Raw genomic sequence first — 23700 nt, forward strand, 5'->3', positions numbered from 1 at the left:
TATGAGCGAAAAGTTACAAAAAGTGCTGGCGCGCGCTGGCCACGGCTCTCGCCGTGAAATCGAATCCATTATTGAAGCGGGACGTGTCAGCGTTGACGGTAAAATCGCCACGCTTGGCGATCGTGTTGAAGTCACTCCCGGTTTGAAAATCCGTATCGACGGTCACCTGATTTCGGTGAAAGAGTCGGCGGAACAAATTTGCCGCGTTCTGGCCTATTACAAACCAGAAGGTGAACTGTGTACCCGCAATGACCCTGAAGGGCGACCAACCGTTTTTGATCGCTTACCGAAACTGCGCGGCGCGCGGTGGATTGCGGTAGGACGTCTGGATGTCAACACCTGCGGGCTATTGTTATTTACCACCGACGGTGAACTGGCGAACCGCCTGATGCACCCTAGTCGTGAAGTTGAACGTGAATATGCCGTGCGCGTGTTCGGTCAGGTGGATGAATCGAAACTGCGTGATTTAAGCCGTGGCGTACAGTTGGAAGATGGTCCGGCGGCATTTAAGACCATTAAATTCAGCGGCGGCGAAGGCATTAACCAGTGGTATAACGTGACGCTGACGGAAGGGCGCAACCGCGAAGTTCGCCGACTGTGGGAAGCGGTAGGCGTTCAGGTCAGCCGTCTGATCCGCGTTCGTTACGGCGATATCCCGCTGCCGAAAGGCCTGCCGCGCGGCGGCTGGACTGAGCTCGACCTCGCGCAAACGAACTATCTGCGTGGTCTGGTAGAGCTCCCGCCGGAAACCTCGTCGAAGGTTGCCGTCGAAAAAGACCGTCGTCGTATGAAAGCGAACCAGATCCGTCGGGCGGTAAAACGCCACAGCCAGATAGCTGGCGGACGCCGCTCCGGTGGGCGTAATAACAACGGGTAATCTCTACCGCGGTCTATAGGCCGAGAATCATCAGACAAGAGGGTTTGTGCCGGATGGCGGCGCAAACGCCTTAATCCGGCCTACGGTTAATAATCAATTCCCATCTGGGCTTTTACGCCCGCGTCGAAAGCATGTTTAACCGGACGCAGTTCGCTGACGGTATCCGCAAGATCAAGAATATCCCGGTGACAGCCGCGACCTGTAATAATCACCGTCTGGTGACCAGGGCGCGCGTTTAGCGCGCTTATGACCTCTTCCAGCGGCAAATAGTCATACGCCACCATATAGGTCAGCTCATCCAGTACCACCATATCAAGCAGCGGATCGGCCAGCATCCGTTTCCCATGCTGCCAAACGGCCATACATGCTGCGGTGTCTGCCTCGCGATTTTGCGTCTCCCAGGTAAATCCCGTTGCCATCACCTGAAATTCGACGCCATGCGGTTCCAGCAGATTACGCTCGCCGTTGGGCCAGGTGCCCTTAATAAATTGCACCACGCCTACGTTTTTACCGTGTCCTACGGCGCGGGCGGCAGTCCCGAAAGCCGCCGTAGTTTTGCCCTTACCATTGCCAGTAAACACGATAATAATACCGCGCTCTTCCTGTGCCTGGGCGACACGGGCGTCAACCCGATCTTTTACCTTCTGCTGGCGCTGCTGATAACGTTCATCACTCATTGGGCGATTCCTGGTTTACGGCCCGGTTGGGCGTCAAAGGTCATACCGGTTTTACGGCGACTGTCGTCGCCCATAAGCCACAGGTAAAGCGGCATAATATCGGCAGGCGTTTTTAATTTCTGTGGATCTTCCGTCGGAAAGGCGCTGGCGCGCATACTGGTGCGCGTGCCGCCCGGGTTAATGCAGTTAACACGCAGAGAACGGTTCTGGTATTCGTCCGCCAGCACCTGCATCATTCCTTCAGTAGCAAACTTCGAGGTGGCATAGGCGCCCCAGTTGGCGCGTCCCTGACGGCCAACGCTTGATGACGTAAAGACCAGCGAGCCGGCATCGGACTTCAATAATAACGGTAACAGCGCCTGGGTGAGCATAAAGGTGGCGTTAACGTTTACCTGCATGACATCCTGCCAGATCTGCGGATCTTGTTCGCTCATTGGACCGATTTCCCCCAGTAACCCGGCATTGTGCAGGACGCCATCCAGGCGGGGATAGTGTGCGGCGATGCGGTCGGCCACTTGCCGGCACTCTTCAGCGGTGCAGGTCAGCAGATCGAGCGTAAACCACTGTGGTTGGACATGTTGCTCGTCAGCAATGTGCTGCGCGACCCGACGCAGTTTCTCTTCGTTACGTCCCAGCAGAATCACCGTTGCGCCGTAACGCGCATACGTAAGCGCGGCTTCCCGCCCAATGCCATCGCTGGCGCCAGTGACCAGAATAATGCGGTTTTGCAATAGATCTTGTTTCGGTTGGTAATGCATGGCTACTCCTCAACGGTGTGGTGCACCGTCCTGCCAGGTTGTCTTATCTTCGCGTTAACTTTTCGGGTTTATGCCTGAAAGCGCCTTTTTTTTCAATCAGACAGGGGCGATAACGCCGTAAAATGAACGTCTTGTCATACTTTTTCTTCCTCAACAGGCACACGGATGAAGAGAGACTGACTTCGATGCCTGTTGTACACTGAGCGTAAGTCGCGTTATTTAATCAAGGTGGGAGTCGTGGAATTGTTGTCTGAATATGGCTTATTTTTGGCAAAAATCGTCACCGTTGTGGTGGCCATTGCCGTCATTGTGCTGCTGATCGTGAATGCTACGCAACGCAAACGTCAGCGCGGCGAGCTGCGCGTGACCAATTTGAGTGAGCAGTATCAGGAGATGAAGGATGACCTTGCTGCGGCGTTGATGGATGGCCATCAGCAAAAACTGTGGCATAAGGCGCAGAAAAAAAAGCATAAGCAGGAGGCGAAAGCCGCCAAAGCAAAAGCGAAGCTGGGGGACATTGCGACATCGGACAAACCGCGCGTATGGGTGATAGATTTCAAAGGCAGTATGGATGCTCACGAAGTTAATGCGTTACGCGAAGAGGTCACGGCGGTGCTGGCAGTGGCGAAACCCGGCGATCGGGCGGTTGTGCGTCTGGAAAGCCCCGGTGGCGTTGTGCATGGCTATGGCCTGGCGGCATCGCAATTGCAGCGCCTGCGCGATAAAAATATTCCGCTGACCGTGACGGTGGATAAAGTCGCGGCAAGCGGAGGCTACATGATGGCCTGCGTGGCGGAAAAAATTATCGCGGCGCCGTTCGCTATTGTGGGGTCAATTGGTGTTGTCGCGCAAATCCCGAACTTTAACCGCTTTCTCAAAAGTAAAGACATTGATATTGAACTGCATACCGCAGGGCAGTACAAACGTACCCTGACCTTGTTGGGCGAGAATACGGAAGAAGGGCGGCAGAAGTTTCGTGAAGATCTCAACGAAACGCACCATCTGTTCAAAGAGTTTGTGCAGCGGATGCGTCCGGCTCTGGACATTGAACAGGTCGCCACGGGCGAACACTGGTACGGTCAGCAGGCGCTGGAGAAGGGACTGGTTGATGAGATTAACACCAGCGATGAGGTTATCCTCGGCCTGATGGAAGGGCGCGAGGTGCTGAATGTGCGCTATATGCAGCGTAAAAAACTGATCGATCGTGTTACCGGCAGCGCGGCGGAAAGCGCGGATCGGCTGCTGCTGCGCTGGTGGCAGCGTGGACAAAAGCCGTTGATGTAAACCGCTATTGCCGGATGGCATTCAGCGCCATCCGGCATGGATTAATCAACCAGGTGATACTTCTCAGACAGCACATGCGCCAGGTGTTTAAACATGTTAAACACCGCGGTGCTTTTAGGGGTCGGTAACCCTTGCTCGTCTAAAAAGTAATCGCCGCTGAAAACCAGCACGCCATTTCTCTGCGTTACGCCGGTGGCGACAATACCTGCCATCGTGTCTTCATGTTCCCGAATAATTTTGTTGGCTTCAAGCAACAGTGTTTCGCGATCGATAGGTTGCGTCTCTTTATGCATTTTTTACTCCTTAAACAAGGAGATTAGTCTACGCTGAGCACTTCTGATGGGCAAATATTCTCACAGGAAATTGATGGATTTGTCATGTTGCGTTCACTGGCAAGATTTGTTTTTGCATGCTAATAAAGTTGCGTATCGAATTTTATCAGGTACAGTGTGACGCTTTCGTCAATCTGGCAACAGAATTGCTTGACATTCGACCAAAATTCCGTCGTGCTATAGCGCGTGTGTGCAAAAAAGCCTGTTAACTCAGTCACCTGAGGGTTACATTTCGTACACAAAGCCAGTACAAGGGGTTGATATCCGCAGACGCAGAGACCATATATCGTTGTCTCGTCGCCAGTGGAAGGTGAATCAACGTGCGACGCATTCCTGGAAGAATCAACTTAGGTAAAGGTGAATATGGGTAAAGCTCTTGTCATCGTTGAGTCCCCGGCAAAAGCCAAAACGATCAACAAGTATCTGGGTAATGACTACGTGGTGAAATCCAGCGTGGGTCATATCCGTGATTTGCCGACCAGTGGCTCAGCAGCTAAAAAGAGCGCCGACTCTACCTCCACCAAAACGGCTAAAAAGCCCAAAAAGGATGAACGTGGCGCTCTCGTCAACCGTATGGGGGTTGACCCGTGGCACAACTGGGATGCGCACTATGAAGTGCTGCCCGGTAAAGAGAAGGTCGTCTCTGAACTGAAACAGTTGGCGGAAAAAGCCGACCACATCTATCTCGCAACCGACCTTGACCGCGAAGGGGAAGCCATTGCATGGCACCTGCGGGAAGTGATCGGCGGCGATGACGCGCGCTACAGTCGCGTAGTCTTTAACGAAATAACCAAAAATGCCATTCGCCAGGCGTTTGAACAGCCGGGCGAGCTGAACATTAACAGGGTTAACGCCCAGCAAGCGCGCCGCTTTATGGACCGCGTGGTAGGCTATATGGTCTCGCCGCTGCTGTGGAAAAAGATCGCCCGTGGTTTGTCGGCAGGTCGCGTTCAGTCTGTCGCGGTCCGTCTGGTCGTTGAACGCGAGCGCGAGATTAAAGCGTTTGTTCCGGAAGAGTTCTGGGAAATTGACGCTAATACGACGACGCCGTCTGGCGAGGCGCTACCGCTACAGGTCACGCATCAGAACGACAAGCCATTCCGGCCGGTAAATCGCGAGCAGACGCTTGCCGCCGTCAGCTTGTTGGAAAAAGCGCGCTATAGCGTATTGGAGCGTGAAGACAAACCGACCAGCAGCAAACCTGGCGCGCCGTTTATCACCTCCACGCTACAACAGGCGGCCAGCACCCGGCTGGGCTTTGGCGTGAAGAAAACCATGATGATGGCGCAGCGTCTGTATGAGGCGGGCTACATCACCTACATGCGTACAGACTCCACCAACCTGAGTCAGGATGCGGTCAACATGGTGCGCGGTTATATTGGCGATAATTTCGGCAAGAAATACCTGCCGGATAACCCGAACCAGTACGCCAGCAAAGAAAACTCTCAGGAAGCGCACGAAGCGATCCGTCCTTCCGACGTTGCAGTCATGGCGGAATCGCTGAAAGACATGGAGGCTGACGCGCAGAAGTTGTATCAACTAATTTGGCGTCAGTTTGTCGCCTGTCAGATGACGCCAGCACAATATGACTCCACTACGCTTACCGTTGGCGCAGGCGAATTCCGTCTGAAAGCGCGTGGGCGTATTTTGCGCTTTGACGGCTGGACAAAAGTGATGCCGGCGCTGCGTAAAGGCGATGAAGATCGCACATTGCCTGCCGTGAATAAGGGCGATGCGCTGACGCTACTTGAATTGACGCCTGCTCAGCACTTTACTAAACCGCCAGCCCGTTTCAGCGAGGCTTCTCTGGTTAAAGAACTTGAGAAGCGCGGTATTGGTCGTCCGTCTACCTATGCGTCGATTATCTCGACCATTCAGGATCGCGGCTATGTTCGCGTTGAAAACCGTCGCTTCTATGCGGAAAAAATGGGTGAAATCGTCACCGACCGGCTGGAAGAAAACTTCCGCGAATTGATGAACTACGATTTTACCGCGCAGATGGAAGATAGTCTGGATCAGGTTGCGAATCACCAGGCCGAGTGGAAAGCGGTACTGGATAACTTCTTCAGCGATTTTACTCAGCAGCTCGATAAAGCCGAGAAAGATCCGGAAGAAGGGGGGATGCGTCCTAACCAGATGGTGCTGACCAGCATCGACTGTCCAACCTGTGGCCGTAAAATGGGAATTCGTACTGCCAGTACGGGAGTTTTCCTTGGATGTTCAGGTTATGCGCTTTCGCCGAAAGAGCGTTGTAAAACGACCATTAACTTGGTGCCGGAAAATGAAGTTCTGAACGTGCTGGAGGGCGACGACGCCGAAACCAACGCCCTGCGCGCCAAGCGGCGCTGTCAGAAGTGCGGTACGGCGATGGACAGCTATCTGATCGATCCGAAGCGTAAATTGCATGTGTGTGGTAATAACCCGACCTGTGACGGCTACGAGATTGAAGAAGGCGAGTTCCGCATCAAAGGGTATGACGGCCCGATCGTTGAGTGTGAGAAATGTGGTTCCGAAATGCACCTTAAAATGGGGCGTTTTGGTAAGTACATGGCCTGTACTAACGACGAATGTAAAAATACCCGTAAGATCTTGCGTAACGGCGAAGTTGCGCCGCCGAAGGAAGATCCTGTTCCATTGCCGGAACTGCCGTGTGAAAAATCGGACGCGTACTTTGTGCTGCGCGATGGCGCCGCAGGGATATTCCTGGCGGCCAATACGTTCCCGAAATCACGCGAAACGCGCGCGCCATTAGTCGAGGAGCTATACCGGTTCCGCGATCGCCTGCCGGAAAAACTGCGTTATCTGGCGGATGCGCCGCAGCAGGACCCGGAAGGTAATAAAACCGTTGTTCGCTTTAGCCGCAAAACAAAACAGCAGTACGTTGCGGCGGAAAAAGACGGGAAGGCGACGGGATGGTCAGCGTTCTTCGTCGACGGCAAGTGGGTTGAAGGCAAGAAATAACCCCTGCCTGTCGTCACTATAGTCAAGCGGGCCGCGTAAGCGGCCCTTTTTTATATACCCTTCATATTTAAAGTGGCTTATGTGTTGGCTACGGATTACCCGGCCCATCCATGGGCTTCGTCCTGACGGGCCGTCGCACGCGACGTTCAAATCTGCTCCCGGCAGATTTGTCGCTCACCCCAGTCACACCGTTATCTATGCTCCTGGGAACTCACTCCCTTGCCGCCTTTAAGCAACTCGAATTATTTTGGGTATAGCGGTCTTATTATTTTATCGCGCTGGCTATACAGTTCAGATATAAATGATATAGTGGTTATAGTTAACACCTTTTTTATTATTAAATCGTATTAGCAGCCCAATGATGTCTGCAGATAAACGATGGCCTGATGGCGCTAATCTGGATGATGTATTATGAAATTGCAGCAGCTTCGTTACATTGTTGAAGTGGTTAATCATAACCTTAACGTCTCCTCTACCGCTGAGGGGTTGTATACTTCCCAGCCGGGGATCAGCAAGCAGGTTAGGATGCTGGAAGATGAGCTTGGCATCCAGATTTTCGCCCGCAGCGGTAAGCATCTGACTCAGGTGACGCCCGCAGGCCAGGAGATTATTCGTATTGCGCGTGAGGTGCTTTCCAAAGTCGATGCCATTAAGTCGGTCGCCGGCGAGCACACCTGGCCGGATAAAGGCTCGCTCTATATTGCCACTACCCATACTCAGGCGCGTTACGCATTGCCAGGCGTGATTAAAGGCTTCATCGAGCGTTACCCGCGCGTTTCGCTGCATATGCACCAGGGGTCGCCAACGCAGATTGCGGAAGCGGTATCGAAAGGGAACGCCGATTTCGCGATTGCCACGGAAGCGCTGCATTTATATGACGATCTGGTGATGTTGCCATGCTATCACTGGAACCGTTCGATAGTGGTGACGCCGGATCATCCATTGGCGGCAACGTCTTCCATAACGATCGAAGCGCTGGCGCAGTATCCGCTGGTGACGTATACCTTCGGCTTTACCGGGCGTTCCGAACTGGATACCGCTTTTAATCGCGCAGGGTTAACGCCGCGGATCGTCTTTACTGCAACCGATGCGGATGTGATTAAAACGTATGTCAGGTTGGGGCTGGGCGTTGGCGTCATTGCCAGCATGGCGGTCGATCCGCTTACCGATCCTGATTTAGTGCGGATTGACGCGCACGATATTTTTAGCCACAGCACCACAAAAATTGGTTTTCGCCGTAGTACTTTTTTACGCAGCTATATGTATGATTTTATCCAGCGTTTTGCGCCACATCTGACGCGTGATGTGGTGGATACGGCGGTGGCGTTGCGTTCTAATGAAGAAATTGAAGCGATGTTTCAGGATATAAAGCTGCCTGAAAAGTAATATCACCGTGGGTTTGTGTCGTAGTGGCATGGCAGACAAAGCCGCCTTTTGCAATATCCCTCGAAGTATTACGGGTAATGATCAGCAAAATAGTGTTGAATTACCCGTCCCGCCAGTTTCTTTTTCCAAATAGTTATCTTGAGTCAAAAGATTGATTTATTCACTGGCAACGATTCGTAAATTGACTGGATTTTTGACTAAAGTTTATTTAGGATTTGTCTCATCTGATGATTAATTGTACCGATTGTTTGGTGCTGAAATGATAAGTGATACCGATAGCATGAGGTTAGTAATGCCTTCTGAAAACCAGGAACCGCGCCGCGACCCTGAGCTCAAACGTAAAGCATGGCTGGCGGTTTTTGTGGGTTCTGCGTTGTTCTGGGTAGTGGTAGCGCTTGTTATCTGGCATTGGTGGGGCTAAGTGAGCATTACGTCGGAACGCGAGCGCGTGGTCGCGCCCCCGATTCAACCTTGTGACGATGATAACACCCCGGATACGACCGTTTTTCGGTCTGTTCCGCAACACTGGACGCTCACACCGCAGCAGCGGGCATTTATTGATGCTTTTGCTGACGAGGTGTCACAAAAATAATATTCGTCTTTTTATTGGCGTTACTGTTTTATTAACGCTGTCTTATTACACCGCAGCAACCGTGTGCTGAGCGCTTCTCAGTATTGATTAAACACAGTTGGTGTCGCCTATGTTAACGTCAAATATAAAGTATTGGTCATGGACTGGCGCGTTTATATTATCGCTACTGTTCTGGGCCGAGTTAATCTGGATTGCCGTCTAATCTCGTCAAAGCCCGATAATGCGTTATTTATCGGGCTTTTTCATCTTCGTTCCTCGCCTGTTAGGTTTCTCCTCTTTTAGCAATTTGGGTTGTTATCAAAACGTTACATTTTGTTTGTGTTATCTTTAATACAACCCTGTGGAGAATCAGGGTAACGCAACCCTGTCATTTAAGGAGGAGCTATGTCGTCAACCCTACGAGAAGCCAGTAAGGATACATTGCAGGCCAAAGATAAAACGTATCATTACTACAGTCTGCCGCTGGCTGCCAAATCCCTGGGCGATATCGCCCGTTTGCCCAAATCACTTAAAGTGTTACTGGAAAACCTGTTGCGCTGGCAGGACGGCGAATCTGTGACTGATGAAGATATTCAGGCGCTGGCCGGTTGGCTTAAAAATGCCCATGCCGATCGTGAAATTGCCTGGCGGCCCGCCCGTGTCCTGATGCAGGACTTTACCGGCGTGCCTGCCGTTGTCGACCTGGCGGCGATGCGTGAAGCCGTTAAACGCCTCGGCGGCGATACGTCGAAAGTGAACCCGTTATCGCCGGTTGATCTGGTTATTGACCACTCTGTGACGGTCGATCATTTCGGCGATGATGATGCGTTTGAAGAAAACGTGCGGCTGGAAATGGAACGTAACCATGAGCGTTATATGTTCCTGAAATGGGGAAAGCAGGCATTCAGCCGTTTCAGCGTGGTGCCGCCCGGCACCGGCATTTGCCATCAGGTTAACCTGGAATACCTGGGTAAAGCCGTCTGGAGCGAATTACAGGACGGGGAGTGGATTGCTTACCCGGACTCGCTGGTGGGGACTGACTCCCATACGACCATGATTAATGGTCTGGGCGTATTGGGGTGGGGTGTGGGTGGTATTGAAGCGGAAGCGGCGATGCTTGGTCAGCCCGTGTCGATGCTTATCCCGGATGTCGTCGGCTTTAAGTTAACCGGTAAGCTTCGGGAGGGGATCACCGCCACTGACCTGGTGCTCACCGTCACGCAAATGCTGCGTAAGCATGGCGTCGTGGGTAAATTTGTTGAATTTTATGGTGATGGTCTGGATTCGCTGCCGTTGGCGGATCGCGCGACCATCGCTAATATGTCGCCGGAATATGGCGCCACCTGTGGTTTTTTCCCCATTGACGCCATCACCCTGGAATATATGCGATTAAGCGGGCGTAGCGACGATCTGGTCGAGCTGGTTGAAGCCTACGCGAAGGCGCAGGGAATGTGGCGCAATCCCGGAGACGAACCGGTATTTACCAGTACGCTGGAACTGGATATGGGCGATGTCGAAGCCAGTCTGGCCGGGCCGAAACGCCCGCAGGATCGCGTGGCGTTAGGCGATGTGCCGAAAGCCTTTGCCGCCAGCGCCGAGCTGGAGCTGAATACCGCGCAAAGAGATCGCCAGCCGGTTGACTATACGATGAACGGACAGCCATATCAGCTTCCGGATGGCGCTGTCGTCATTGCCGCCATCACCTCCTGCACGAATACCTCGAATCCCAGCGTGCTGATGGCGGCGGGATTACTGGCGAAAAAAGCAGTAACGCTGGGGTTGAAGCGTCAACCGTGGGTCAAGGCTTCTCTGGCGCCGGGGTCAAAAGTGGTATCTGACTATCTGGCGCAGGCCAAACTTACGCCTTATCTGGATGAGCTCGGTTTTAACCTGGTCGGTTATGGCTGTACGACCTGTATCGGGAACTCTGGTCCGTTGCCGGAGCCTATTGAGACCGCGATTAAAAAAGGCGATCTGACGGTAGGGGCCGTGCTTTCCGGTAACCGAAATTTTGAAGGGCGTATCCATCCGCTGGTGAAAACGAACTGGCTGGCGTCGCCGCCGCTGGTGGTCGCGTATGCGCTGGCCGGAAACATGAATATTAACCTCGCGACAGACCCGCTGGGGTACGATCGTAAAGGCGATCCGGTATACCTGAAGGATATCTGGCCTTCGGCGCAGGAAATTGCCCGCGCCGTTGAACTGGTATCATCGGATATGTTCCGTAAAGAGTATGCGGAAGTGTTTGAGGGCACGGAAGAATGGAAATCGATTCAGGTTGAATCGTCCGATACCTACGGCTGGCAGTCGGATTCAACCTATATTCGCCTGTCGCCTTTCTTTGATGAAATGCAGGCCCAGCCTGCGCCAGTCAAAGATATCCACGGCGCGCGTATCCTGGCGATGCTGGGGGATTCGGTAACGACCGATCATATTTCTCCGGCCGGCAGTATCAAGCCGGACAGTCCCGCCGGACGTTATCTGCAAAACCACGGCGTTGAGCGGAAGGATTTTAACTCTTATGGATCACGGCGCGGCAACCATGAAGTGATGATGCGCGGTACGTTCGCCAATATTCGTATTCGCAACGAAATGCTGCCCGGCGTCGAAGGTGGCATGACGCGGCATTTGCCGGGTACGGAAGCGATGTCGATTTATGATGCCGCGATGCTCTACCAGCAGGAAAAAACGCCGCTGGCGGTAATTGCCGGGAAAGAGTATGGGTCGGGATCGAGCCGTGACTGGGCGGCAAAAGGTCCGCGGCTGTTAGGTATTCGCGTGGTGATCGCCGAGTCGTTCGAACGTATCCACCGCTCAAACCTGATTGGGGTGGGGATCCTGCCGCTGGAGTTACCACAGGGCGTAACGCGTAAAACGCTGGGACTGACCGGGGAAGAGGTGATTGATGTCGCGGATCTGCAAAACCTGCGCCCTGGCGCGACCATTCCGGTGACGTTAACGAGATCGGACGGCAGCAAAGAAACGGTGCCTTGCCGCTGTCGCATTGATACCGCCACCGAGCTGACTTACTACCAGAATGACGGCATATTGCACTATGTCATTAGAAATATGCTGAACTAAAGCCGTTTATCGGGCCTGCCGTAAACAGGCAGGCCCGCGCTTTAATACAGGTGGCTTACTTGCTTAGCAGGTGGCCCATTTTGGCCGCTTTAGTATCGAGATAATGCTCATTATTTGGATTACGACCCACAATGAGCGGAACGCGTTCCACGATATTAATTCCCGCCTCGGTCAGTATTTCGACTTTCTTCGGATTATTGGTCAGCAGGCGAACTTCATCCACGCCGAGTAATTTGAACATATCCGCGCACAGGGTGAAATCACGCTCATCGGCGGCAAAGCCGAGCTGATGATTGGCCTCCACCGTGTCATAGCCTTGATCCTGTAACGCATAAGCGCGAATTTTATTAAGCAGGCCGATATTGCGGCCTTCCTGGCGGTGATAAATCAGAATACCGCGGCCTTCTTCCGCAATATGCGTCAGCGCGGCTTCCAGTTGAAAACCACAATCACAGCGCAGACTAAAAAGCGCGTCCCCGGTAAGACATTCGGAATGAACGCGAGCCAGTACTGGCGTTTTACCTGAAATATCGCCAAAAACCAGCGCGGCATGGTCGTGTCCGGTTGCCAGTTCTTCAAATCCCACCATCAGAAAGTCACCCAATGGGGTTGGCAGTTTGGCTTCTGCCACACGTTTAAGCTGCATGTATTTCTCCAGATTATGCTGACGCCTGCGGTGTCGTCGCCTGTTGGCCTGTATCCCGCTATTTTGCCATAAGGCAGCGGTCATCACCTAATCACTACCACGTAATTGCTCAGGAATGGCACAAATTTGTCAATTTTCCAGTCCGGCGAGAATTTTCAGTTATGATTGTGATACTTACTTATAAAAGGAGCATCCATGCTTTCAATTGCGAGGCGCACCGCGGCAGGCGCCGCCCTGTTGCTTATCATGCCGCTTGCCGTATGGGTATCAGGCTGGCAGTGGCAGCCAGGACATCAGGTCTGGTGGCTAAAAACGCTATTCTGGATAACGGAAACCGTGACCAAACCCTGGGGCGTTATCACGCATGTGATTCTTTGTGGATGGTTCTTATGGTGCCTGCGATTTCGCCTGCGCGCCGCCATTATGCTGTTTGCGATCCTCGGCGGGGCGATTATCGTCGGGCAGGGCGTGAAGTCATGGGTAAAGGAGCGCGTACAGGAGCCGCGGCCATTTGTGGTCTGGCTTGAAAAAACGCACCATATTCCCGTCGATGAGTTCTACACTTTAAAGCGTACAGAACGCGGACATTTAGTGAAAGAGCAGTTGGCCGGGCAACAGAACATCCCCGTTTTCCTGCGTCAGCACTGGCAAAAAGAGACGGGCTTTGCGTTTCCCTCCGGACACACCATGTTTGCAGCGAGCTGGGCGCTTTTGGCCGTGGGTCTGTTATGGCCGCGCAGACGGACTTTCACCATCGCGTTTTTGTTAGTCTGGGCGACCGGCGTAATGGGCAGCCGTTTGCTTCTGGGAATGCACTGGCCGCGAGATTTAGTGGTCGCCACGCTCATCTCCTGGCTATTAGTTACCCTGGCGACCTGGCTGGCGCAGCGAATTTGCGGGCCGCTTATGCCGCCTCGCGAAGAAGCGCAAGAAATTGCTGAACGCGAGCAGGAAAGCTGACAACGGTTGATTTTCTGACTATTGCCCTTAAATCATCTGATGGTGGGCGCATTTCCATTTCGCGCGAGGCGGGAAAATGGTAATTTAGAAGGCTGGATGCGGTAAGTTGGACACGATTTATTCGCGCAAACCACATAACGGGAAGTAATGTGAAATATTTACTCATTTTCTTACTGGTATTGGCGATTTTTGTTATTTCGGTGACGCTGGGCGCGCAGAATGATCAACAGGTGACGTTTAACTACCTGCTGGCGCAAGGGGAGTATCGTATCTCCACGTTGCTTGCTGTGCTGTTCGCCGTCGGTTTTGCGATTGGCTGGCTGATTTGCGGCCTGTTCTGGCTGCGGGTCCGCGTTTCCCTTGCCCGCGCTGAACGTAAAATTAAACGACTGGAAAACAAGCTCTCGCCAGCAACCGACGTTGCGGTCCCTGCCGATTCGTCGGTTGTAAAGGAATAATCATTTATGTTGGAGTTGTTATTTCTGTTGTTGCCTGTAGCCGCTGCCTATGGGTGGTATATGGGTCGCAGAAGTGCGCAACAAACAAAACAGGATGAAGCTAACCGCCTGTCGCGCGATTATGTCGCAGGGGTTAACTTCCTGCTGAGTAACCAACAAGATAAAGCGGTGGATCTGTTCCTCGATATGCTTAAAGAGGATACGGGCACCGTTGAGGCTCATCTCACTCTCGGTAATCTGTTTCGCTCACGCGGCGAAGTCGATCGCGCCATTCGTATTCATCAAACGCTCATGGAAAGCGCTTCATTGACCTATGAACAGCGTTTACTGGCTGTTCAGCAACTGGGGCGCGACTATATGGCCGCCGGTTTATATGACCGCGCGGAAGATATGTTTAACCAACTTACCGACGAAACGGAATTTCGCGTAGGCGCGTTACAGCAGCTCTTGCAAATCTATCAGCTAACCAGCGACTGGCAAAAGGCGATCGAAGTAGCAGAACGGCTGGTGAAACTGGGCAAAGATAAACAGCGTATCGAAATCGCCCATTTTTACTGTGAGTTAGCTTTACAGCAGATGGGCAACGACGACATGGATCGCGCGATGGCGTTGCTGAAAAAAGGTGCCGCCGCAGATAAAAATAGCGCCCGGGTGTCTATCATGATGGGGCGCGTTTATATGGCGAGAGGGGATTACGCCAAAGCGGTCGAAAGCCTGCAACGTGTGATCGTTCAGGATAAAGAGCTGGTCAGCGAAACGCTGGAGATGTTGCAAACCTGTTATCAACAGCTCGGTAAAAATGCCGAGTGGGCGGAGTTTTTACGTCGCGCCGTTGAGGAGAATACCGGTGCTGGCGCTGAGTTAATGCTTGCCGATATTCTGGAAGCACGTGAAGGTAGTGACGCAGCTCAAGTCTATATCACGCGTCAGCTACAGCGACATCCTACCATGCGGGTGTTCCATAAGCTGATGGATTACCATCTCAACGAGGCGGAAGAAGGGCGAGCGAAAGAAAGCTTGATGGTACTGCGTGATATGGTTGGCGAGCAGGTGCGCAGTAAACCGCGGTATCGTTGTCAGAAATGCGGTTTTACCGCCTATACCTTGTACTGGCACTGTCCGTCCTGCCGGGCATGGTCGACCATTAAACCTATTCGCGGACTTGATGGGCAGTAGTATATAAAAAAAGCTTCACTTTAGTTACAACATACTTAATGGCGTAAAGCTAGGAACGACGCTGGCATCGGCAGGCAGGGCTTATCAGGTTGTCAATCGAACCTGTTAATTTCCCTGCGCCGCAGGTAGAATGCACGCCGTTTATCCAATTTGCGCCACTTTCGGTGCCCATCATCAAGAAGGTCTGGTCATGACGTTTACTGCTTCATCTTCTTCCCGCGCTATTACTGAATCGCCTGTCGTTGTGGCGTTGGATTACCATGAACGCGATAAAGCCCTGGCGTTTGTCGATAAAATCGATCCTCGCGATTGTCGCTTAAAAGTGGGCAAAGAGATGTTCACGCTGTTTGGTCCACAGCTCGTTCGGGATCTCCAGCAACGTGGGTTTGATGTCTTTCTTGATCTAAAATTTCATGATATTCCCAACACCACGGCCCGGGCAGTCGCCGCAGCGGCAGACCTGGGCGTCTGGATGGTAAACGTTCACGCGTCTGGCGGGGCGAGAATGATGGCCGCAGCGCGCGACGCGCTGGCGCCATTCGGTAAAGATGCGCCGTTGCTCATTGCCGTGACCGTGTTGACCAGTATGGAAACCAGCGATCTACACGATATTGGCGTGACGTTGTCACCGGCGGAACATGCGGAGCGGCTGGCGCGCCTGACGCAGCAATGCGGGCTGGATGGCGTGGTCTGTTCCGCTCAGGAAGCGGTCAGATTTAAACAGGCCTTTGGCGCTGCATTTAAGCTGGTGACGCCGGGCATTCGGCCCGCAGGCAGCGAGGCAGGCGACCAACGACGCATTATGACGCCCGAACAGGCATTATCCGCCGGCGTCGACTATATGGTGATTGGCCGCCCGGTTACGCAATCGGTAGATCCGGCGCAAACGCTGAAGGATATTAACGCGTCACTGAAACGGGAGGCATAATGAGCGATTCCAATAGTCGTCTGGTTTATTCAACACAGACGGGGCGCATTGAAGAACCTAAAACGGCGCCGGTTCGTCCCAAAGGGGATGGTATCGTTCGCATTCAGCGTCAAACCAGTGGCCGTAAGGGTAAAGGCGTATGTTTGATTACCGGTATCGAGATGAATGATGCGGAATTAACCAAACTGGCGGCTGAATTGAAGAAAAAATGCGGCTGTGGCGGGGCAGTAAAAGAAGGAATTATTGAAATTCAGGGTGATAAACGCGACTTGATAAAATCATTGCTGGAAGCTAAAGGAATGAAAGTAAAATTAGCTGGCGGCTAATGAAAACGCCACGGTTGTAAATTACCGTGGCGTAAAAGTCAACTTTGTCTATTTTTGTAATCCAGACCTGAAAAGAATAAACGTATTATTTTGAGCCGTTCAATATTTAAACGTCTGGATTATTTTCCAACCTGGTGACCAATCACGCCGCCGACCGCCGCGCCGCCCAGGGTGCCTAATGTACTGCCGTCCGTTAACACTGCGCCGCCTAACGCCCCCGCACCTGCGCCAATAGCCGTGTTGCGATCGCGCTTGGACCAGTTTGAGCAGGCGCTCAGAGACATTGCTACGGTGATTGCCAGCACAGCAGCGGCCATTTTTTTGCTCGTCATAAACATAATACTCTCTCCTGAATTAACGATTCACGGAATTAAGCTCACTATAACTATAGTTAAAATAAAACCTGTTAAGAGATTTTCCGTAAAACCTGATTGCGCAGGGGTATATCACGCAGGTGATAGTCACTTCCTGTTATTTCGCTAATATTAATTTTACGACGTTACGCTCGTTACAACAGGTAAATAGTCTTAATTGGGATGTCAGAAAAGTCTTAGAGAGAGGATGATTTGCCATAGGGCAAACCATCGGGAAATATTTTAAACGGATGAGCCAATAACATTGACTAGCAGCCCCGCATGTTCTAACTGCATTTGAGCGCTGGCGGAAATTCTGGAATCCGTAATGACACGATGGAAGCGAGAAAGCGGGCCCAGGGGATAGGGATGCACACAGCCAAATTTGGAGCTGTCGGTGAGGACAATCGCTTCTGAACCTTTTTCCAGAACAGCGTTAACCACATCCGATCGCATCATATCGCGTCCGGTAAAGCCGGTATCAGCCTGCCAGCCATCAATACCGATAAATGCTTTGCTGAAATGCACTTGATGGATAAACTGTCGCGTCAACGGCCCTACCATGCTTTCACTTTTTTTCTGATAGATTCCACCGAGGAGAATGACTTCGCAAGGGGTTTCTTTCAGCAGGTGCGCGATATAACTGCTCACGGTGATGATCGTGACATCTTTTTGTTCCGCCAGCGTCCGGGCCAATAGCGCATTGCTACTGCCATTTTCAATAAAAACGGATTCCCCTGGACTGACCAGCGAGGCGGCGAACTCCGCCAGTCGGCGTTTTAGCGTGTAGTTCGTCATCATGCGAGTCTCTACGTCATCGCTCTCAAGCGAAACGGCGAAACCGTGCGCACGGCGTAAATAGCTCTGTTTTTCCAGGGTATTCAGATCCTGACGAATCGTGACTTCAGATACGCCGGTAATTTTCGCCAGTTCAGCAACGCTCATCTGGCCTTTATCAACCACCATTTGCAAAATTGATTGTTGTCGGGAGTTCATAGCATTAATTTTATACGTTAAGAGGAGTCAACAGACAGTCAGAGAGCCGGGAAGGGCTAACGGCCATCCCGGACAAATAATCGCTATCAGATTTCCCAGGGCGACCCGGGAGCCTGAGATGGCGAGATACCGTCTTTAACCTGATCTAACAGCTCTGCTCTCAATATTTCAAGGTTATTGATGGCCGAGTGGTAATCGCCAGCAACAAGGATATCCAGCACGGTATCAATGCGTGCGGCAATTCGTTGTGCTTCGATATCAGACATGTTTGTCATCCTTAATGTCAGAAAAGGTTTCAATTCATGATGCAGAAATTAATCTGAAAAGAGAAGGGAAAAATAGGGCTATGCCTGTCTGCACAGGCAGTTCTCCCTATTATCGCCGCCATTAACGCATTTTTTTCGTCTGATAACGTTTGTACCAGCGTTCAAAAGAAACGGCGGGCATAGGTTTGGCGAATAAAAAGCCCTGTCGTTCATTGACGCCGTTTTTTGTCAGGAAGGCATCTTCTTTAGCATTTTCTACGCCTTCGGCAATCACTTGTAAATTTAGCGCCTGAGCCACCGCGACAATCGCCCGAACCAGAGATTGCGACAGCGGTTGCTTATGGATATCTCTGACGAAAGCCTGATCCAGTTTAACGGCATCAATAGGGAACCGGGCGAGTTGAGAAAGCGAAGAATACCCGGTGCCAAAATCATCCAGATGAATCTGAGCGCCGAGCTGGCTAAATTGCTGGATAACCGATAGCGCCAGCGTGTCGTTTTCGATCAGGCAGCTTTCCGTTAGCTCGACATCGATCGGGCAATACTCAAAATTCAGATCGTACAAAGCCTGTTTAAGCGCAGTAAAAAGCGTCTGGTCGGCCAGTTGTCGCGCCGAAAAGTTAACGGCGACGCGCAAGTTAATCCCCTTATCGCGCCATTTCGCAATCTGGCGAACCACATCCAGAATCACCCAGCGGCCCAGCGGGACGATGAGTCCTGACTCTTCGGCATATGAGATGAACTCCAGCGGCGGAATTAATCCGCGTTCCGGCGATTGCCAGCGTACCAGCGCTTCCAGGCTACGTACTTCGCCGCGCCAGGTAATTTTGGGCTGATAGTGAATAAGTAACTGGTCGTTTTCCAGCGCTTTTCGCAGGTTTGTATCCAGCCAGTGATAGTCAAATACGCGCTGATTCATTTCCGGTGAAAAAACGCAGAACTGACCGCGGCCGCCTTCTTTGGCGTTATACATTGCGGTATCGGCAGTGCGAATGAGACTTTCGCTGTCCTGTCCGTGCCGGGGGGCCAACGAAATGCCAATGGCGCATCCCGTGTAAACTTCAATAAGTCCAATACGAAACGGTTGCCGCAGACGGGTAAGGATTCGTGAGGCTACTGCTTCCAGCGCGGCCTGAGACGTATGGGCAGCGAGGACAATGAATTCATCTCCCCCCAGTCTGGCCAGCAATTGATCTTCTTCCAGACAACTCAACAGCGCCAGCGAAACGGCCTGTAAGAGCTGATCGCCAAACATATGCCCATAGGCGTCATTAATTTTCTTGAAGTTATCCAGATCGAGATAAACGATACCCACCTGCGACTCGCCAGCCGAGGCAATAGCATGATTAATAAATTCATGGATAGCATTGCGATTGGGCAGGCCGGTGACGGTGTCTGTATTCGCCAGTATGCGTAAACGCTCCTGAGCCCGCCTCTCTTCGGTGATATCCGTGCCTGCGCAGATCAGGAAAATTTCGTTTTTTCCGCTACCGTTATGGACAAATTTATTACGAAATAAGAACAGGCGTTGGCCTTTACGGGTCTTTATCCAGCGTTCGATTTCATAGGCATTGCCATTGCGAAAAAAATTCTCAATGTAGTGCCGGGAGGCAACCGCCTCCCGGCGACTCATAAATAATTTAAAGACGCTTTGACCAATTACATCTCGCTCTTTTAAGCCCGTGTACTCTTCGCATAACCGATTAAATCGACAGATTTTTCCCCGACTATCCAGTATCGCAATGACTGAGTTGGCTTCTGATACGATTTGCTCGGCAAAAGAGAGCTCCTGCGCCTGCGTTGGCGAGACGGCAGGCGTATCAGGCCAGGTTGCCAGGCTGCCAGCCCATTCACGGTTATTAATCTTACGGCCTACCAGGTGCACAGCGGTAACCTGTTTTTCTATCAACAACGTTATCAGCAGACTGGACGTAATCGCCGTTATTTCCCGGATACGCCCGGCTTGTTCCGGCGATAGCTCAACCGTTTTTTCTGCATCCGTTTCACCTGTCGGGGAGAGATACAGCACGTTGCGGTCATCAGCCAGACGCCAGTGAGAGTGAAGGGGATTTAGCGCCGTTTGTTCCTGAATCTGTTTCATCATGCGTACCATCCCATTTAAGCGCCAGGTGCCCGAAAAGAAAGGTTAGCCATGTTATAAATAAGGGTAATTATGGCTGAACGTATTGTTTTATCTATGTATTCATATGTAATCCAGATTCTGGAAAAAGCATAGTCGCCAGCTAAAAATAACAAGAAATGGGGGCGCTTGAATAAGATTAAACTTAGAGCATGACGGAAGGGAGAAGAAGAAAAGAAACGGCCTTTGCCTTCTCAGCAAAGGCCGTTGAGCGAGCTAAGCGTGGTTACGCTGCCGGTCGGGCAATAATGCTGCGGGTTTCCATGCGAACTTCCGCAATAGTGACATCAATGACATCCGTCACTTTATAAACCGTCTCACCTTTAATCTGTACCGTACCGTTTTCCTGGCTGCATACCAGTTCATCGCGAACGGCGTGCAGGAACGGGGCAGGGATAAAGGCGATAGCGCCGTTATCGACCAGTCGCACACGCATACCACCGCGGCTGACGTCAATAATTTCTGCCGCGAAACGGGTATTTGTCCCCGCCTTATCGTTAAGGAAGCGTGCATATAACCAGTCGCCGACATCGCGCTCCGCCATGCGGTTCAGGCGACGGCGTTCCGCCATTTGCTGGGTGATATCTTCCTGCGGACGCGCAATAGCCTCCCCCTTGATGACCGCTTTCAGCAGGCGATGGTTAATCATATCGCCATACTTACGGATGGGAGAGGTCCAGGTGGCATAAGCCTCAAGACCAAGACCGAAATGCGGCCCCGGCTCGGTGCTGATTTCCGCAAAAGACTGGAAGCGACGAATGCGGCTGTCAAGGAAACCGGAGGGCTGCGCATCCAGTTCGCGACGCAGTTTACAGAAGCCTTCCAGCGTCAGCACCTCTTCGGCATCGACATGCAGACCATGCGTTTTCAGCAGCGCGGCCAGCGCGTCGGCATTCGCGGGATCGAAGCCCGTATGTACGTTGTAAATACCGAAACCGAGCTTATCGCGCAGTACGCGCGCGGCGCAAAGGTTAGCGGCGATCATCGATTCTTCTACGATACGGTTAGCGATACGGCGCGGTTCCGCCACAATATCCAGTACTTCGCCTTTTTCGCCAAGCACAAAGCGGTAATCCGGGCGGTCTTTAAAGACTAACGCATGATGATGACGCCACTCACTGCGGCTTAGACAAATACGGTGCAACAGACGAATCTGCTGGGCAATGCCTTCGCTATCCGGCTGCCAGGTGCCGTTATTTTCCAGCCAGTCGGAGACATTGTCGTACGCCAGCTTGGCCTTCGATTCGATGGTGGCCGCAAAAAAGGCGATATCATCGTCAATGGTGCCGTCTGCGGCGATGATCATGCGACAGGCGAGCGCCGGACGCACTTCGTTGGCGCGCAGTGAGCACAGATCGTCAGACAGCTCACGTGGCAGCATAGGAATATTGAAGCCCGGCAGGTAGTTGGTGAAGGCGCGAATTTTCGCGGCGTTATCCAGCTTACTGCCTTCGGCAATCCAGGCGGTAGGATCGGCGATAGCCACCGTAAGCTGGAGTCTGCCGTCCGCTAATTCCTCAGCATAAAGCGCGTCATCCATATCTTCAGTGCTGGCGCTATCGATAGTGACGAAATTCAGCGCGGTCAGATCCTGGCGCTCCAGCCCTTCGTCCAGCATCTCCGTCGCTACGCCGTTCGGCGCTTCTTTTTCCAGGTTGTGGCGGGCAAGCGTAACCCACCAGGGAACAAAGTGATCGTCGGCAAAGGTGATGTACTGCGTTAAATCAGCGTAAAACGAACGGTCGCCTTTAAGCGGATGGCGGCGCATTTCGGCAACCGCCCAGTCACCTTCTTTGAACTCATGCTGAACGCCGCGCGCGGCGCGGCAGGGAATCGCGTCTTTCAGCAACGGATGATCCGGCACGATGGACAGGCGGTCATTTTTACCCTGAACTTTTCCCACAAAACGCGTCAGGAATGGTTCGATCAGTTCTTCCGGCTCGGCAGACTCCCGTTCTTTTTCCGTGTGGATGACCGCGACGATACGATCGCCATGCATCACTTTTTTCATCTGCGGCGGAGGAATGAAGTAGCTTTTTTGCGCGTCAACCTCAAGGAAGCCAAAGCCTTTTTCCGTGGCTTTTACGACCCCTTCAGCGCGCGGCGTCTGGGAATGCAGTTGCTGTTTAAGCTGCGCTAGCAGCGGGTTGTCCTGAAACATATTCGTCTATTTTCGTAGCCAAAAGAGCGGCTGACAGTTTTACGCGATTCTGCCTGGCGCAGCAAGCGCTCTTTCAGTAATGGATGAGTTAATAGGTTTCGCCCAACGCGATTTTTAAACGATTTAACCATCCGCACACGCCACACCAGCCTAACATATTAATGGCCTGCTCCGATGAAACTCCCCTGGTGAGTAGCGGGAAAAAATGCGCGGCGCTAAAGCGATCGGGCGCTCTGGTGAGCCATTGTATCGCCTGTGTCAGCGCGGGCTCAAGTTCACAACGAGCGATGTCGTCGTCTTCCTGGCGTAACGTGATGACAGCACGGCGCCACGCGCCAGGTTGGGTTGCCTGTTCGTTAAAGCAGGCGGCGCTGCCGTTGATACGTGATGTGAGGAGCGTGATAAGTGGAAGTAAAGAAGGGGGCGACGCAGTGTGTAATGTGCTGGTCAGTATGCGTTCGAGTAACGCGAATGAAGACGGATCGCGCATGAGTACCGGCGCCATTATTTGGCATTGTGAAGACGAATATTGCCGCCGAACTTTGGTATGGGCTGGAGGATATTCTACCAGACTGGCGGCGGGCCGCCATGTCGTCTGGGGGTTTTGAAACCGCGCGGCCCTGGCAAAGCGCTGCATCTCCTGGCCGGGCAGCTCGCGCACGGGCAGACGGCAAAACGCCTGAAATATCGCCGCTACCCGCGCCTGAAAACCGATAAACCCAATGATCTGATTGATGAGTACGGTATCCCGGGCGGTTAATCCCACCTCTGCAAGCTGTTCGCGGGCCCGCGTATTGATAACGGAGGGGGAGCCGGCAAGCTGACGAGCGTATTGCGTAATTTGCGCCAGCCGTTGATTGCTCTCTCTTGAGGCGTCAGGGCCAGGTAGCGGCGCCAGACGCGCGGCATAATGGCGGCACAAACGCTGAACCCCAAATACCTGAGCGGCGGTCAGCGCGGTGCTCATACGTTCATAGGTGCTAAACGTATGAAGCCGGTCGTTGAGAACCGTGCGGGGAAATAAGACATCCGCCAACTGGCGAGCGGGCTTTAACCATGACTCAAAAGGCGTCAACGCGGTTTCTGCTACCGTTAAATCCAGTAAAAAACGATCGTTAACATACGCGGCTTCCGGCATCAGCGAAAGCGGGGTTTGTGACGACATAGTGGATTGTGTTTCATGATACCAGTGGCTTTTACCCGCTTTTCGGCATTGTTCCATAGGGTTTCCCGAGGATGAAATGGCGATCGATAATGATTCGGCGTCGGATCGTTTATGCTGGATTATCCTGGCGTATGCGGGAAAGGGATGAAAGATTGTTAGGTGATAACAAATATCAGAACGCTATATAACGAGATGAGC

Annotated in this window: 22 protein-coding genes and 1 pseudogene; 13 read left to right on the forward strand and 10 right to left on the reverse strand. The window is 52.4% G+C overall.

From position 1 onward, the window contains the following. Position 1 precedes the first annotated feature (1 nt). Positions 2–877, forward strand: a complete 876-nt coding sequence (gene rluB, locus NA197_RS00220) for a 23S rRNA pseudouridine(2605) synthase RluB (RefSeq protein WP_001291233.1) — start codon at positions 2–4, stop codon at positions 875–877. A gap of 86 nt (positions 878–963) precedes the next feature. Here rluB and cobO read toward each other — a convergent pair whose 3' ends face one another. Together cobO and NA197_RS00230 are read right to left on the reverse strand one after the other, a co-directional pair. Continuing rightward, on the reverse strand, positions 964–1554 hold the full coding sequence (gene cobO / locus NA197_RS00225; protein WP_001278856.1) for a cob(I)yrinic acid a,c-diamide adenosyltransferase: 591 nt from the start codon (positions 1552–1554) through the stop codon (positions 964–966). Further along, the gene (locus NA197_RS00230) at positions 1551–2312 is read right to left on the reverse strand and encodes a YciK family oxidoreductase (RefSeq protein WP_000559310.1); all 762 of its coding nucleotides are present in this window, start codon (positions 2310–2312) and stop codon (positions 1551–1553) included. The genes cobO and NA197_RS00230 overlap by 4 nt, the downstream gene beginning before the upstream one ends. A 237-nt stretch (positions 2313–2549) precedes the next feature. On the opposite strand from NA197_RS00230, the gene sohB reads away from it, so the two are divergent. Then, on the forward strand, positions 2550–3596 hold the full coding sequence (sohB, locus tag NA197_RS00235) for a protease SohB (RefSeq protein ID WP_000422082.1): 1047 nt from the start codon (positions 2550–2552) through the stop codon (positions 3594–3596). 41 nt (positions 3597–3637) lie between these two features. On the opposite strand, the gene NA197_RS00240 is transcribed toward sohB, so the two are convergent. After that, a complete protein-coding gene (locus NA197_RS00240) occupies positions 3638–3889 on the reverse strand; it encodes a YciN family protein (protein WP_000548616.1) in 252 nt (83 codons plus the stop codon). Between the two features lie 402 nt (positions 3890–4291). Between NA197_RS00240 and topA the strand changes: the two genes are divergently transcribed. The 6 genes from topA to acnA all read left to right on the forward strand — a co-directional run bounded on the left by topA (position 4292) and on the right by acnA (position 11927). Next, entirely contained in the window at positions 4292–6889 is a 2598-nt protein-coding gene (topA, locus tag NA197_RS00245; protein WP_000513593.1) for a type I DNA topoisomerase, read from the forward strand. Between the two features lie 411 nt (positions 6890–7300). Continuing rightward, on the forward strand, positions 7301–8275 hold the full coding sequence (cysB, locus tag NA197_RS00250) for an HTH-type transcriptional regulator CysB (protein ID WP_000776231.1): 975 nt from the start codon (positions 7301–7303) through the stop codon (positions 8273–8275). Between the two features lie 280 nt (positions 8276–8555). Continuing rightward, the gene (locus NA197_RS00255) at positions 8556–8696 is read left to right on the forward strand and encodes a YmiA family putative membrane protein (protein ID WP_213083417.1); all 141 of its coding nucleotides are present in this window, start codon (positions 8556–8558) and stop codon (positions 8694–8696) included. After that, complete coding sequence (locus tag NA197_RS00260) at positions 8697–8867, forward strand: hypothetical protein (RefSeq protein ID WP_074181594.1); 171 nt, start codon at positions 8697–8699, stop codon at positions 8865–8867. A gap of 109 nt (positions 8868–8976) precedes the next feature. Further along, positions 8977–9069, forward strand: a complete 93-nt coding sequence (gene ymiC / locus NA197_RS00265; protein WP_223148964.1) for a small membrane protein YmiC — start codon at positions 8977–8979, stop codon at positions 9067–9069. Between the two features lie 182 nt (positions 9070–9251). Further along, entirely contained in the window at positions 9252–11927 is a 2676-nt protein-coding gene (gene acnA, locus NA197_RS00270; protein WP_438796674.1) for an aconitate hydratase AcnA, read from the forward strand. A 55-nt stretch (positions 11928–11982) separates the two neighbouring features. Here acnA and ribA read toward each other — a convergent pair whose 3' ends face one another. Next, positions 11983–12573 (reverse strand): GTP cyclohydrolase II, encoded by a 591-nt coding sequence (gene ribA / locus NA197_RS00275; protein WP_001176284.1) that lies wholly within the window; start codon positions 12571–12573, stop codon positions 11983–11985. Between the two features lie 195 nt (positions 12574–12768). Here ribA and pgpB point away from each other — a divergent pair, with 195 nt between their 5' ends. The 5 genes from pgpB to yciH all read left to right on the forward strand — a co-directional run bounded on the left by pgpB (position 12769) and on the right by yciH (position 16421). Continuing rightward, positions 12769–13533: a phosphatidylglycerophosphatase B gene (gene pgpB / locus NA197_RS00280; RefSeq protein ID WP_000948651.1), complete on the forward strand. Its 765-nt coding sequence runs from the start codon at positions 12769–12771 to the stop codon at positions 13531–13533. A gap of 149 nt (positions 13534–13682) precedes the next feature. Continuing rightward, entirely contained in the window at positions 13683–13991 is a 309-nt protein-coding gene (locus tag NA197_RS00285; protein WP_000876301.1) for a LapA family protein, read from the forward strand. Between the two features lie 6 nt (positions 13992–13997). Continuing rightward, positions 13998–15167 (forward strand): lipopolysaccharide assembly protein LapB, encoded by a 1170-nt coding sequence (gene lapB, locus NA197_RS00290; RefSeq protein ID WP_000891378.1) that lies wholly within the window; start codon positions 13998–14000, stop codon positions 15165–15167. Positions 15168–15357: 190 nt separating this feature from the next. Further along, a complete protein-coding gene (gene pyrF / locus NA197_RS00295) occupies positions 15358–16095 on the forward strand; it encodes an orotidine-5'-phosphate decarboxylase (RefSeq protein WP_074181595.1) in 738 nt (245 codons plus the stop codon). Continuing rightward, positions 16095–16421, forward strand: coding sequence for a stress response translation initiation inhibitor YciH (yciH, locus tag NA197_RS00300; protein WP_001285199.1), 327 nt, complete (start codon positions 16095–16097; stop codon positions 16419–16421). The genes pyrF and yciH overlap by 1 nt, the downstream gene beginning before the upstream one ends. 119 nt (positions 16422–16540) lie before the next feature. Here yciH and osmB read toward each other — a convergent pair whose 3' ends face one another. From osmB to NA197_RS00330, 6 genes and pseudogenes are all read right to left on the reverse strand, one after another. Continuing rightward, complete coding sequence (gene osmB / locus NA197_RS00305; RefSeq protein WP_000481166.1) at positions 16541–16759, reverse strand: osmotically-inducible lipoprotein OsmB; 219 nt, start codon at positions 16757–16759, stop codon at positions 16541–16543. 258 nt (positions 16760–17017) lie between these two features. Further along, entirely contained in the window at positions 17018–17770 is a 753-nt protein-coding gene (gene yciT / locus NA197_RS00310; RefSeq protein ID WP_017441289.1) for a DNA-binding transcriptional regulator YciT, read from the reverse strand. 86 nt (positions 17771–17856) lie between these two features. Beyond that, complete coding sequence (locus NA197_RS00315) at positions 17857–18036, reverse strand: YciZ family protein (RefSeq protein WP_001279854.1); 180 nt, start codon at positions 18034–18036, stop codon at positions 17857–17859. 121 nt (positions 18037–18157) lie between these two features. Next, a complete protein-coding gene (pdeR, locus tag NA197_RS00320; RefSeq protein ID WP_001623919.1) occupies positions 18158–20140 on the reverse strand; it encodes a cyclic di-GMP phosphodiesterase in 1983 nt (660 codons plus the stop codon). Positions 20141–20402: 262 nt separating this feature from the next. Continuing rightward, the gene (locus tag NA197_RS00325) at positions 20403–22337 is read right to left on the reverse strand and encodes an exoribonuclease II (RefSeq protein WP_064000570.1); all 1935 of its coding nucleotides are present in this window, start codon (positions 22335–22337) and stop codon (positions 20403–20405) included. Positions 22338–22581: 244 nt separating this feature from the next. Further along, positions 22582–23559 (reverse strand): annotated as a pseudogene (locus tag NA197_RS00330) (carboxymuconolactone decarboxylase family protein); the annotation flags it as partial. Between the last annotated feature and the right edge of the window lie 141 nt (positions 23560–23700).

Source organism: Salmonella sp. NW884 (assembly GCF_051700745.1).
GTDB classification, from domain to species: domain Bacteria; phylum Pseudomonadota; class Gammaproteobacteria; order Enterobacterales; family Enterobacteriaceae; genus Salmonella; species Salmonella enterica.